The sequence below is a fragment of the Pseudomonas rosaeacicularis genome, from assembly GCF_057128745.1.
Window position 1 is genome coordinate 114,942 of record NZ_JBSKHT010000004.1, and the last position, 12,842, is coordinate 127,783.

The 12,842-nt window shown below is 60.0% G+C and carries 11 protein-coding genes; 6 read left to right on the forward strand and 5 right to left on the reverse strand.

Going from position 1 to position 12,842, the window contains the following annotated elements; all coding sequences use genetic code 11:
- Nucleotides 1-116: 116 nt before the first annotated feature.
- A complete protein-coding gene (locus ACWKWM_RS07150) occupies nucleotides 117-323 on the reverse strand; it encodes a hypothetical protein (protein WP_483845467.1) in 207 nt (68 codons plus the stop codon).
- Nucleotides 324-620: 297 nt separating this feature from the next.
- Here ACWKWM_RS07150 and ACWKWM_RS07155 point away from each other — a divergent pair, with 297 nt between their 5' ends.
- The 3 genes from ACWKWM_RS07155 (at nucleotide 621) to ACWKWM_RS07165 (ending at nucleotide 5,345) form a co-directional block, all read left to right on the forward strand.
- Nucleotides 621-1,547, forward strand: coding sequence for an aldo/keto reductase (locus ACWKWM_RS07155; protein ID WP_483845468.1), 927 nt, complete (start codon nucleotides 621-623; stop codon nucleotides 1,545-1,547).
- A gap of 157 nt (nucleotides 1,548-1,704) precedes the next feature.
- Entirely contained in the window at nucleotides 1,705-2,994 is a 1,290-nt protein-coding gene (locus ACWKWM_RS07160) for an NTP/NDP exchange transporter (RefSeq protein ID WP_483845633.1), read from the forward strand.
- A 302-nt stretch (nucleotides 2,995-3,296) separates the two neighbouring features.
- Entirely contained in the window at nucleotides 3,297-5,345 is a 2,049-nt protein-coding gene (locus ACWKWM_RS07165; protein WP_483845634.1) for a TonB-dependent siderophore receptor, read from the forward strand.
- Nucleotides 5,346-5,387: 42 nt separating this feature from the next.
- Here the strand turns inward: ACWKWM_RS07165 and ACWKWM_RS07170 are convergent, their stop codons facing one another.
- Nucleotides 5,388-6,221, reverse strand: coding sequence for a helix-turn-helix transcriptional regulator (locus ACWKWM_RS07170; RefSeq protein ID WP_483845469.1), 834 nt, complete (start codon nucleotides 6,219-6,221; stop codon nucleotides 5,388-5,390).
- A 97-nt stretch (nucleotides 6,222-6,318) separates the two neighbouring features.
- On the opposite strand from ACWKWM_RS07170, the gene ACWKWM_RS07175 reads away from it, so the two are divergent.
- Nucleotides 6,319-7,206 carry an SDR family oxidoreductase gene (locus ACWKWM_RS07175; RefSeq protein WP_483845470.1) on the forward strand — a complete coding sequence of 296 codons (888 nt, stop codon included), beginning with the start codon at nucleotides 6,319-6,321 and terminating at the stop codon, nucleotides 7,204-7,206.
- A 14-nt stretch (nucleotides 7,207-7,220) separates the two neighbouring features.
- Here ACWKWM_RS07175 and ACWKWM_RS07180 read toward each other — a convergent pair whose 3' ends face one another.
- The 3 genes from ACWKWM_RS07180 to ACWKWM_RS07190 form a co-directional block, all read right to left on the reverse strand.
- On the reverse strand, nucleotides 7,221-7,580 hold the full coding sequence (locus tag ACWKWM_RS07180; protein ID WP_483845471.1) for a hypothetical protein: 360 nt from the start codon (nucleotides 7,578-7,580) through the stop codon (nucleotides 7,221-7,223).
- A gap of 1,033 nt (nucleotides 7,581-8,613) precedes the next feature.
- Nucleotides 8,614-9,471 carry an SDR family oxidoreductase gene (locus ACWKWM_RS07185; protein WP_483845472.1) on the reverse strand — a complete coding sequence of 286 codons (858 nt, stop codon included), beginning with the start codon at nucleotides 9,469-9,471 and terminating at the stop codon, nucleotides 8,614-8,616.
- A 133-nt stretch (nucleotides 9,472-9,604) separates the two neighbouring features.
- On the reverse strand, nucleotides 9,605-10,462 hold the full coding sequence (locus ACWKWM_RS07190) for a LysR substrate-binding domain-containing protein (protein ID WP_483845473.1): 858 nt from the start codon (nucleotides 10,460-10,462) through the stop codon (nucleotides 9,605-9,607).
- A gap of 113 nt (nucleotides 10,463-10,575) precedes the next feature.
- Between ACWKWM_RS07190 and ACWKWM_RS07195 the strand changes: the two genes are divergently transcribed.
- The gene (locus ACWKWM_RS07195; protein ID WP_483845474.1) at nucleotides 10,576-11,805 is read left to right on the forward strand and encodes a glutamine amidotransferase-related protein; all 1,230 of its coding nucleotides are present in this window, start codon (nucleotides 10,576-10,578) and stop codon (nucleotides 11,803-11,805) included.
- 217 nt (nucleotides 11,806-12,022) lie between these two features.
- Complete coding sequence (locus tag ACWKWM_RS07200) at nucleotides 12,023-12,841, forward strand: ABC transporter substrate-binding protein (RefSeq protein ID WP_483845475.1); 819 nt, start codon at nucleotides 12,023-12,025, stop codon at nucleotides 12,839-12,841.
- Nucleotide 12,842 lies beyond the last annotated feature (1 nt).

The window sequence follows — 12,842 nt, forward strand, 5'->3', positions numbered from 1 at the left end:
AAAGTTCATTGGATTTCGAGCGGCGGATTATAGGGGAGCGCGCGCCGTAAGCCTACCCACAGGGCCACTATGATTGTGCAATTGCCCGAAAGGATAAACTCTTAGAATCAAGAGCCTTAGGCCAGATCACCTTCGATAACCCTTAGCACGGTAATGCGGCTGCGCGGCGCGATGTCTAGCGCAGTCATACACTTGGTTGACTGGCCAAGGGGCATCAGTTGTTCCCATCCCGTCGCATCGTGTGCAGCCGTGTCCAATAACGTGGTTTCAGCGCGCCGCTCAAGCTTGCGAAGATTTGCGGCGAGTTCTGCGAGGGTACTCAAGGTCGACTCCATGACATGGCTTCAAATGAAGCCCGTCTATACGTGGGTAATGGGGGTGCGCGTCAATATTCGGTGATCCAGATCGCTAGCGTTCACGATGTGCAAGGTTCAGACCACACGGTCGTTCCGGCAGCAGGATCCGTGTACTGACAACCGGCGGCGGAAATGATTTGAAAAACTTTCCGATCCCCCTCGTCCAGACAGCTCAGCCTGTTACGCGCCAATGTGCTTCTATCGATGACAAGGTTGTTACAAGCCGACACGTGCGCCCCCTCACGAACGAAAGGAAAGCCTGTCATGCCCGTTCACTCGTTCAGCCGTCGCGACATCCTTCAGATCACCACAGCCCTCACCGCGATGGCCGCCCTCTCCCCGCTGCTCCCGGCGTTCGCGGCCAGCACCCTGCTCATGCGCAAGATCACCGCTACAGGGGAAGACTTGCCGGTGATTGGCCTGGGCACGTCCCGTACCTTTGACATCGACGTCGCTTCCAGCGAAATGGCGACAGCCCTTGACGTGGTCAAAACGATGTTCGCCGGCGGCGCCAGACTCATCGACACCGCGCCCAGCTACGGTGATGCCCAGCAGGTCACTGGCGAACTGCTGACCCGCGCCAATGCTCACCGCCAGGCATTTGTCGCAACCAAGGTTTCGGCCACCGGTCGCGAGGCGGGCTTGAGCCAGATCGAACAGGCGTTCAAGCAATTACAGACCGAGCGCATTGATCTGATCCAGGTGCACAACCTTCAAGACACCGCCACCCAGCTGAAAACCCTGCGCGAACTCAAGACGCAGGGGCGCATTCACTATGTCGGGGTGACGCACTATCTTGAGTCGGCCCACGATGATTTGCTCGCGATATTGCAAAAGGAGAAGGTCGACTTCGTCCAGGTCAATTATTCGGTCGGGGCGCGTAATGCGGAAAAACGCTTGCTGCCGTGGTGCGCCGATCATGGGGTCGCGGTGTTGGCCAATCGTACGTTCGAGGCCGGGCGCCTGTTCGCCAAGGTCAAGGGCAAACCGCTGCCGGATTGGGCCTCCGCCGAACTGGATGCCAGTTCATGGGCCCAACTGCTGCTCAAGTTCGTGCTCGCCAACACAGCCGTCACTGCGGTGATTCCAGCGACCAGCAATCCACGCTATGCCGCCGACAATTTGCTTGCAGGCCAGGGACGACTGCCGGACGCTGCGTTGCGTGAGCGTATCGTTGAGGCCTTCACCTGACGGAAGTCGTCTGTGGGGCGAACCTGTTCGCGAAGCAGTATTTCATCCCGCCCCCGCTCAAATCGCCAACAAGTTGGTTCCTACAGATAACCGAAGTTTTAGATACACCCGCATTGCCCACAGGAGCCAGCACTTGCCCATTGCCGACACATCACTGATGCACCGCGCTGCCCGTGCCATCAATGCCGAGCCGGATGAGCTGTACCCGGCGCTGACAGGTTTCGCGTTGTTCTTCTGCCTGTTTTGCGGCTATTTCATGCTGCGACCGATTCGCGAGGCCATGGGCATTCAGGGTGGGGTTGAAAACCTGCAATGGCTGTTCACCGCTACCTTCGTCGTGATGCTGATCGCGGTGCCGCTGTTCGGCTGGCTGAACTCGGTGGTGCCACGGGTGCAGTTTGTTGATTGGGTGTACGGTTTTTTCGCCGTCAACCTGCTGCTGTTCGCTGGCACCTTTGCCCTGCATGACGACAGTGTCTGGCTGGCCCGCACCTTTTACGTGTGGATTTCGGTCTACAACCTGTACGTGGTGTCAGTGGCCTGGAGCCTGATGGCCGATGCCTTCGACAGCGCGCAGGCACGGCGGCTGTTTGCCTTTATCGCTGCCGGTGCCAGCGTCGGTGGGTTGTTCGGGCCGCTGATCAGCGCGTTTTCCATTGATTTGCTCGGGCAAGCCGGACTCGCTTTTGTCAGCGCCATGCTGCTGTTGGTGGCGTTGATCCTCAAGCGTTACTTGATGGCGTGGCGAGAGCGCGGCGGCGCAGGTCGGCCCGGCGCGCCTGCGGCAGAAAGCTCCAGCCGACCAGTGCCGGGTAATCCGTTCAGCGGCATCGTCAAGGTGCTGCGTTCTCCGTACCTGCTGATGATGTGCCTGTTTGTGGTGCTGCTGGCCACGGCCAGTACCTTCCTCTATTTCGAACAGGCGCGTCTGGTGGCGCAACTGTTCACCACCCGCGAAGAACAGATTCGGGTGTTCGGCCTGATTGATTTCGCCGTGCAGGCGGGCGCGCTGGTCTCGCAGCTGTTCATCACCGGGCGCATCGCCCAGCGCTTCGGCGTCAGCACCTTGCTGGCGGTGGTCCCTGCATTGGTGTGCATAGGCTTCGTCGGCCTGGCATTGGCGCCCACTTTCGCCATGCTCGCGGGGCTGATGATTGTGCGACGGATCGGCGAGTACGCGTTCATCCGCCCCGGCCGTGAGATGTTGTTCGCACCGCTGGACGCGCAAACCAAATACAAGGCCAAGAACTTCATCGATACCGTGGTTTATCGCGGCGGCGACGCCATCAGCGCCTGGGCCAAAAGCCTGCTGGACATGCTCGGCCAAGGGACGGTGCTGGTTGCCTTGATCGGCGCTTTATGTGCCGCCATTTGGGCGCTGACCGGCTGGTATCTCGGTCGGCGCGCCGATGATGTTCAGGTGCGCAAGCCACTGCCTGTCCATTAGGCCGCGAGAACAGGGGCTCATTGCCTCAAAATCGGCCTCAGAAAAGCGCCCTCTCCCCAAATGACGGCTGCCCTCCCACTAGATTGTGACAGCCGTCAGACGCCTATCCCCGGGCTAGACACCTCCCGAGTTCCCACTCAAATGCGTCAAATGTGAAAAATATGTCGAAAGTTTGTCACTGAATGTATATCTTTCTCATTCGCAACCTCATCCATTACCAAATCTTTGTCCTGCATCCCCTTAGGAAAGTCCCTTTGAACCGTCTCTCTAAACAGCTGTTGCTCGCCGGCGCTTGCAGCGCGATGCCCCTGGCTCATGCCGCGGAAGAACTCACGCTGCCTGCCACGCAGATCCAGACTACTGGCGGACAGGTCGATGAACAGACCGTGGGCTATCAGGCCCGGCCTGCCAGCAGCACAACGCGTCTGGGACTGACGGACAAAGAAACCCCGCAAGCCATTACCACAATCACCCGCGCCCAGATCGATGACTTCAAACTCAATGGCATCCGCGATGCCCTGCGCTCAGCGCCCTCAGTGACCGTTGAACAAATCGAAACCGACCGAACCGAATTCACCTCTCGCGGATTCACCATCGACACCTTCGAATACGACGGCATGGGCATGCCTTTCGCCTCCACCACGCTGGTGGGTGAGCAGGATCTGGCCGAGTACGAACAGATCGACGTGCTGCACGGCGCCAACGGATTGATGAGCGGCACCGGCAACCCTTCGGCCACGGTCAACTTCGTGCGCAAACGTCCGACTGCCACCTTTCAGGCGCAGGTCGATGCCAGTGTCGGTTCCTGGGACAGCCGTCGCGTGGATGTGGATGTGTCCGGCCCGTTGACCCCCACCGGCAATGTGCGCGGGCGGTTCATTTATGCCCACGACAAAGGCAATTCCTACCTGGACCGCTACAGCCACGAAGTCAACGTGACCGCCGGTCTGTTGGCTTTTGATTTGTCCGATGCCGACACGCTGACGGTAGGTTTTTCCCAGCACAACAGCGACGCCAACGGCAGCAGCTGGGGCAACCTGCCGCTGATCGACGGCAACGGCAACGCTATCCATTACAGCGGCCGCAGCTCCAGCGTCGGCCAGCCGTGGACCTATTGGAACCTGCATACACAGCGCGCTTTTGCTGAGCTGAACCACGATTTCGGCAACGGCTGGAATGGCAAGGTCACCGTGACCGGCGTCACCCAGTACCAGGACGCAGACATCTACTACATCTCCGGCGTGACCGACGATGTGGGCTCGGCCTACGCCACCGACACCTCCAGCAAGGAACACCAGTTGATCGGCGAGGCGAAATTGTCCGGGCCGTTCAGCCTGTTCGGGCGCGATCACGAGTTGACCTTCGGCGCCAACTACGGTCGCACCCATCACAAGGAAACCGCCTACAACCTCGACGAGATCGGCTACTACACCACCACACTGTCCGACGCTCTGGCCGGCAATATCCCGAAACCCGGGCTCAACTACACCGACGCCAACAACATGGGCAACTTCAGCGACACCCAGAAAAGTCTGTACGCCGGGGCACGTTTCAGCCTGCTTGACGACCTGCACTGGATCGTCGGCGCGCGCATGCTCAGCGCTGATGGCAAGGGTGAAAACTATGGCGCTGCCCACGATACCCGCGAGCACGGCAAGGTCACGCCTTACACCGGTCTGGTCTATGACCTCAACAGCGAGTGGGCGGTGTACGGCAGCTGGACGCAGATTTATACCCCGCAGTACGTGCTGAGCACCGATGGCAATCTGATCGATCCGCTTGAAGGCACAAGCACCGAAGTCGGCATCAAGGGCAGCCTGCTCGATGACCGCCTGAACCTGACGGCGGCGGTGTTCAAAACCAAGCAAGAGAATGTGGCCGAATACGCAGGCCAGTTGGGCAATCAATACGTCTACGACGCCGTGGATTTCAAAAGCCGCGGCATCGAACTGCAGGCGTCCGGTGAAGCGCTGCCAGGCCTGGACCTGCTGGCGGGCTACACCTACGTGCACATCGAAGACGCCGATGGCGACGAAGCGCGCAAATACGTGCCGACCCACAGCTTCCGAGGGATGGCGACCTATCGCCTGCCCGGTATGCCGAAAGCCAAGGTCGGTGGCCGCGTGAGCTGGCAGAGCGGCATCGAAGACGACACTTACAGCAACGTGAACCAGCATGCGTATGCCTTGGTCGACCTGCTTACCAGCTATGACATCGACAAGAACTGGAGCACGTCGTTGAACCTGAACAACGTCACCGACCGTAAATACCTGATGTCGCTCAAAAGCGGCACCAGCGCCAACTACGGTGCGCCGCGCAACCTCACTGCGTCCGTCAGCTGGAAGTACTGACAGCCTGATCCTGCGGGGCTCGAGACCTGCGAGCCTTGCAGGTCATTTGCCGCCAAGGCCGTCCACAAGCGCCCGGACGCGCTCAGCATCGACACTGGTCACCGGGCTGTAGACGATCATTGCAAGGTCCGGGCGGCCATCAATCGCGAAGCCGGAATATTCCAGCTCGATCATTCCATGGGTCGGATGGCGCAGGCGTTTGGTTCCGTCACCGCCCAGCCGAACGTCGTTCTCGCGCCATAACGCTGCGAAGTCCGGGCTCAGAGTGCACAGCTCATCGGCGAGTTTGCTGACTTCAGAGGCAGCGCCCGCCCGTGTAGCATCCGCTCGAAAGGCTGCGACGACAAAGCGCGCCACCCCCTGCCAATCGTCCTGTCTGGCCCGAGCGCCTGGATTGCAAAACATCAGCCGCAAGATGTTGCGCTGGCCCACCGGCAACAAGCTGTAGTCAGTGAACACGGCTGCCGCTGCGCTGTTCCAGGCCAACACATCCCAGGTGGCAGTCCTGATCATCGCGGGGCTGAAATGCAGGGTGTCGAGAATGCGTTGCAAGCGCGGCGTTATCCCTTCCGGAGCGCGGTAGACCACCTCAGGCAGATGACCGAACGCGAGCATGAACAAGTGCTCGCGTTCGGGCTCGGTCATCAACAGGCTTTCGGCGATGCGGTCCAGGACTTGCGTGGACGGCGCGCCACCGCGCCCCTGCTCCAGCCATGTGTACCAAGTGGCGCTGATATTGGCGCGATGGGCTACTTCCTCCCGGCGCAAGCCGGGTGTGCGGCGACGAGCACTGGAGAAGCCGAAGCTGGCAGGGTCCAGACGGGCCCGGCAGTCTTTCAGATACGTTCCCAGCAGGTGAGCCGAATGCTGTGCCATGGTGATCCTGTTAGTGTTTATACCCTGATAACGTCACGGCTATTACCCGATAAACGTTACGCGCACTCTGCTGACTTTCGCAAAGAGAGATTCCAGCATGCGTGTATTTCTGACGGGCTCAACAGGCTTTATCGGTTCTCAGGTGGCTCAGGAGTTACTGAGCGCGGGTCATCAGGTACTCGGCCTGACGCGTTCGCAAGCCGGTGCCCATGCACTCTTGGCCATGGGCGCCGAACCGTACTCAGGCGATATGGAGGATCTCGCCATCCTGCAACGCGCTACCGAAGGATGCGACGCGGTCATTCACACGGCGTTCGATCATGACTTTGCACACTTCACGGCTAACTGTCAGAAGGATTCGCGGGTCATTGCCGCCTTGGGTTCAGCGCTGCAAGCTTCCCAGCGCCCGCTGATCATTACTTCAGCCACCGCAATGGGATCCCCCGCACCGGGACAACCTGCCGACGAGGATTACTTCGATTCCCACCATCCCCATCCTCGGGCTGCTTCGGAACTGGCCGGGGACGCGCTGCTGCAACGCGGTGTCAATGTGGTGGTCATGCGCCTGTCGCAAATCCACAATCCGGTGAAGCAGGGTCTGGTGACAGAACTGATCAAGATGGCGCGGGAAAATGGCCGGTCTGCTTACATCGGTGAAGGGCTCAATAAATGGTCGGCTGCGCACTTGACAGACACCGCGCATCTGTATCGCTTGGCCCTGGAAAAACATCAACCGGGCGCCCGCTACCATGCCACCGCAGAATCAGGCATCGACTTTCGGTCGATAGCCCGCGCCATCGGAGAAGGCCTTGGTTTGCCTACGGCGTCCGTCACTCAGGAAGAAGCAACGACGGATTTCGGTTGGATGTCGGGATTCGTGCCTCAGGACATGTCCAGCCGGAGCGAAAAGACTCGCACGCGTTTGGGCTGGGAGCCTAAAGGGCTCAGCCTGATCACCGACCTCCGCGCCCTCTTCAATCACTGACTTGGGGTTTGTTGTCAGCGGCGTCGCGACACGTTTTGGCCCAGCTCAAAACCCAAGGACAGCGCAATCAGCACTGCAGATCCCAGCGCCAGTTTGAAGCTGGGTTTAGCGGACGCAGATTCTGCCGGATGCGCTGGCAATTGTTCCTCGACCAGGCCGGCTGTTTCAGCTTTCGATTGCTCGCTGCGGCGCTCGGGGTCATCGGGTTTCATGGGGGCAGACAGCGGGTATTCAGGCGTGTCGTCCGGGGTATTTTCGTCGGCTGACTCGTTGGCTGACTCGTTAGCCAGTGACACGTTTTCGGGTACGTCGTCAGCTGGCTGAGGACGATGACTGTCGAGGATTTCTGGGCTATCAACCGGTTCGGTGGGCATCTTGTTGTTCTCCGTCGTGTGAGCTTTTTTGGAGTGACCGGACAAGGCATGGTGCGCACGAATGGACGAATGGTGCGTGATTTCGGACGGCCCATGCCATTTGTGGGAGGGAGCTTGCTCGCGATGCGCTTTGATTCTGGCCGAAGGCCCAAACGGACGGCGGCTCGTCGATTCTGGCCGAAGGCCGTAGGAGTCCGGCTTGCCGACGATCTGCTGCGAAGCGGCAGTTAGCCCGGCGACGTCGTTTTGCCTGACACTGCGAGGTGTTTGGTTTTAGGGCCGCTTCGCGCCCCATTGCTGCCGTCGTTACCTCCGAGAGCTCCTACGCCTTCGGCACAAGCAGTGACAACGACACACTTGCTGTAGGAGCGAACTTGTTCGCGAGCGCTTTTGATGTGTACCGCAGCCCCAAACGCAAGGCGGCTGCTTTTGATTCTGGCCGAAGGCCGCAGGAGTCTGGCTTGCCGACGATCGGCTGCGACGCTTCAGCAAACCCGGCGACGTCGTTTTGCCTGACACTGCGAGGCGTTTGGTTTTAGGGCCGCTTTGCGCCCCATCGCTGCCGTCGTTACCTCCGAGAGCTCCTACGCCTTCGGCAGAAGCAGTGACAACGACACACTCCCTGTAGGAGCGAACTTGTTCGCGAGCGCTTTTGATTTGTACCGCAGCCCCAAACACAAGGCGGCTGCTTTTGATTCTGGCCGAAGGCCGTAGGAGTCTGGCTTGCCGACGATCTGCTGCGAAGCGGCAGCAAACCCGGCGACATCGTTTCGCCTGACACTCCGAGGCGTTTGGTTTTAGGGCCGCTTTGCGCCCCATCGCTGCCGTCGTTACCTCCGAGAGCTCCTACGCCTGCGGCAGAAGCTGATCGTGACAACGACTGTAGGAGCGAACTTGTTCGCGAGCGCTTTTGATGTGTACCGCAGCCCCAAACGCAAGGCGGCTGCTTTTGATCCCGGCCGAAGGCCATAGGAGTCTGGCTTGCCGACGATCTGCTGCGAAGCGGCAGCAAACCCGGCGACCTCATCTGCGCTTAGAGGATGGGCTTCCCACCCGTGACCCCGTAACGCGTGCCCGAGATGTAACTAGCCTCGTCGGACGCCAGCAGCACGTAAATAGGCGCCACTTCTACCGGTTGGCCGGGCCGACCGAGCGGTGTTTCCTCACCGAAACTCTTCACGTCTTCATCGGTCATGGTCGCGACGATCAAAGGGGTCCAGATCGGTCCCGGTGCCACGCTGTTCACCCGAATGCCGCGCGGGCCGAGCATCTGCGCCAGGCCCGCAGAGAAGTTGGCGATGGCGCCTTTTGTGGTCGCGTAAGGCAACAAGGTCGGCTTGGGCGAATCGGAATTGACCGAACTGGTGTTGATGATCGAGCTACCTGATGCCATTGATGGCAGCGCGGCCTTACAGATGCGGAACATGGCGGTGATGTTGATATCGAACGTTTTCACCCATTCCTCATCGGAAATCTCTTCCAGCGTTTCGTGACTCATCTGAAACGCCGCGTTGTTGACCAGCACATCGATGCGTCCGTATCGGCTGACCGTCTCGCGCACGATGGCCGAACACTGCTCTTTGTCCGCCAGATCTCCCGGGAGCAACAGGCACTGCCGGCCCGCTTCCTCGACCCAGCGCGCGGTTTCCTTCGCATCTTCGTGTTCATCAAGATACGAAATAGCGACGTCCGCCCCTTCTCGCGCAAAAGCAATGGCCACAGCGCGACCAATGCCGCTGTCGGCGCCGGTGATCAAGGCGATCTTATTGCTCAACCGGCCAGACCCTTTGTAGCTAGTTTCGCCACAGTCAGGATAGGGCTCCATCCGGCTCTGATCACCAGGTACAGGTTGCTGCTGCGGCTTGAAAGGCGGTTTGGGATAATCGGTCATGTCGTGTTCCTTTAGTTGATGCTGCGCATCGTGGCGCTTGCTAAAGGTGGACTTGGAGACGATCCGAGGAGTTCGGTCTTTCTGCCGCGCGGGGCGATGAGTGTGCACCTGCCGCTGAGCCAGCGTTGCCTGCTTAGCGCTTAGCCAATGACTGGAGCAAGGCTTCAAGCATCCGGGGCCGGTCGGTGTGAGCCAGCATGATCAACACGATCTGTCGGTCATAGCCTTCACCCACCGGGGTGATGTTGAAATCCTGAGCAAGTCGGTCCAGCCCCGCCCATTGCGGCACCAGACTGGCGCCCACGCCATCAGCCACCAGCATCGCAATGGCCTCAAGACCGTCGAGACTGAACAGCGGCTTGAGCGCCAGACCGCTGTCGTGCAGATAACGCTCGGCATGCAGCCCTCCCCAGGACCGGGGCTCGTAGCAGATGTAAGGATGCGATTGCAGCACGTGAGCAATCCCTTCGGTTGGCAGCGCCTTGGACGCCAGCACCAGCTTTTCCCGGTGCAGGGGCGCTACCCGAAACATCTTCGGCGGCTCGAACGGTGGCGCCACGATGATCGCCGCATCGAGCTCGCCATTTTGCAATGCCGCATACAGCGAGCGCGAAGTGCCTGGCAGAATCGACGGCTGAATGCCGGGTGCTTGTCGGCTCAATTCCAGCAAGGCGCTGGGCAGCAATCCGGTGAGCATGGTGGAAATGGCTCCGATGCGCAGAGAGCCGGTCATCCCGCTCAGGTCAGCATCGCCGGCCAGCAACTGGACTTCTCTGACGATATTGCGTGCTCGCGGCAGCAGAGCCACACAAGCTTCAGTGGGTTTTGCGGCGTGCCCGACGCGGGACAACAGTGCAAAGCCCAGCGAGCGCTCCAACACCTGAATACGTTGACTGACCGCCGCTGCGGTCAAGCCCTCGGCACGCGCCGCATCGGCGATCGAGCCGCATTCAATCACGGCTAACAGGCTTTTCAGGTAACGACTGTCCATAAGAAATACTTTCGATCGAAACAAAAAATACAGGCTATCTCTATCGGCGCGAAAGAGACACTCTTGATTGCATTGCAGTGTTGCGCCAGTGCGCGACTCAACGGAGATCCTGGATGGCCCTCACGCTGGTTACCCATTCAAATGCCTGCCCCGCCCTGTTCGGCGCGCTGGCTGCCAGCGTCGCCGAAATGGACGGCGCCCTGCTGATGCATCTGGCGACTGAATTCCAACCTGAACATGGCGCTGACACCGTGCAGATGGTGGCCGCAGCCGGGGCGTTGGTGCCCAGTGGGTTGCTTTGGTATGAACGTGCAACCGGGCGCGAAGTGCTGCCGGCCAGCAGCGTCCACGAGATCGTCGCGATGGCCGCCGAATATGATGTCGTGGTGCCGTGGCATCCAGAGTTTCAGCAACAGGCCTTACCTACGGAGCTGATCGATAAAGCCGCTGGCGCTGGTATCCCGGTCATTCATCTCACGGGGCGGCGACGCAATGATCTGTGGGATCTGCAGACCGCCCAGGGCCAGCCCTCGCGCTACGGGGTCTGGGGCCGTGATGCGTTTGGCCGCTGGGGCCGCGCGCTGGATAAAGCATCCAGCCCCTCAGGCGCAAACCCGCTCACGGTGGTGCTGATCGGCACTCAGGCAGATCAGACCGACGTGTACCCCGCCACACTGGCGGCGCTGGGCGATGCAGCGGACGCCACCGGCATTGACCTGCGGGTACGGTTCGTTTCTGCACAGCAGTTGAATCTTTCACAGCTCGCCTCGGTGCCAGGGATTGTCCTGCCGGGTGGCTCAGACATGGGCAACGTGCCGGGGCAGATCGAAGCGGCGCGATATGGTTTGCGTTCGATGATCCCCACGCTGGGTTTGTGCCTTGGCATGCAATCGATGACCACCGCACTCGCGCAGTCTTGCCCCGGGCTTGAGCAGGCCAATATGGCCGAAGCGGCGCCGCATGCGCCGATCAAAAGCTTTTCTCCTATGGCGGGCACGCCCGGTTTGCCAGCTCATCGTCTGGGCAGCCAGCGCTTGAGTTTTACCGACCAGGCGCTGGAGCAACAGTTGCAGGATCACCAGCGCATTCGTTGCAACCACCGTTTCATGCTGGCCCCCGCCCTCATTACCCCGCTGCGCAGCGCAGGGCTGGAGGTCACGGCCACCGACCACAGCGGGCAGATTGTCGACGCCATTAATTGGCCAAAACATCCGTTCTACAAGGGCATGCAAGGCCACCCGGAACTTGGCTCACGCAGCGGCAATGCACATCCGCTGATCGAGGAATTTCTGCTGGCGGCGCTGGCAATGACTGGCACAACGCATAGGGTCGCGCGCTCTTGAAACATCGTATTAGATCAAACAGCAAGAACATGGAATGCATATTGCTGCGTAACCCTTGAGCCCGATTGGGCTGCACCCCTCCTGCTAATTACGCCGAAAGTCACACCCGCTGCATCATTACAGAGCGGCATGCCCTCCAAGGGCTCATTGCAACTTCCGGATAATTTGCACTTGTTGACACAACTCGTGCAATGAACTGATGGTTTTGGAGATTTACATGATGACATCGTCCCGCTTCAGCCTGCGCTCCATCACCCTGATGACCGCACTCCTTGCCGCCCCGTTCGTCAATGCGGCGAGCCCGGCCCCCGTCATGACCCCAGGCTTGCTGACCTACGGCACAGCGGCGACCTTTGCGCCGTTCGAATTCCAGGCCGACGGCAAGCTCACCGGTTTCGACATCGATCTGATTGAAGCCCTTGGCAAGAAGATGGCACTCAAGCCAACCGCCATGAACATGGAGTTCCAGGGGCTGATCCCGGCGCTGCAAGGCAAGCGCGTGGACCTGATCAACTCGGCCATGTACATGAACGAAGCACGAGCGGCCCAGGTCGACTTCGTCCCGTACCTTCGCATCGGCAACCAAGTGGTCGTCACCGTAGACAACCCGGCCAAGGTCACCGGTCGAGACAACTCGCTGTGCGGCAAGACCGTGGCCGTCACCCTGGGCGGTATCGAGGAAACCTACGCCCGCCAGGATGACCAACGCTGCAAAGCTGCAGGTCTTGCGGCGGTCAAGGTCCAGACCCTGCCAACCGCCCAGGCCTCGGCACTGAGCCTGCGCCAGGGACGCGCCGATGCCACGTTCGATTCCACCCCCGGTGTGGTGCAGATGCTGCGCGATGTGCCTGGCGTCTATAAAACCGTCGGCCCCGAATTTGAATCGGAAACCCGCATCGGCATGGCCGTGGCCAAGGGCAACACAGGGATGAGCGATGCGCTGCAGAGCGCGCTCAAAGAACTGGTCGCAGACGGCACGTACAAGCAGATCATCGAAAAATGGAAGTTTCCTGCGACGGTTTCACTGTTCGACTGAT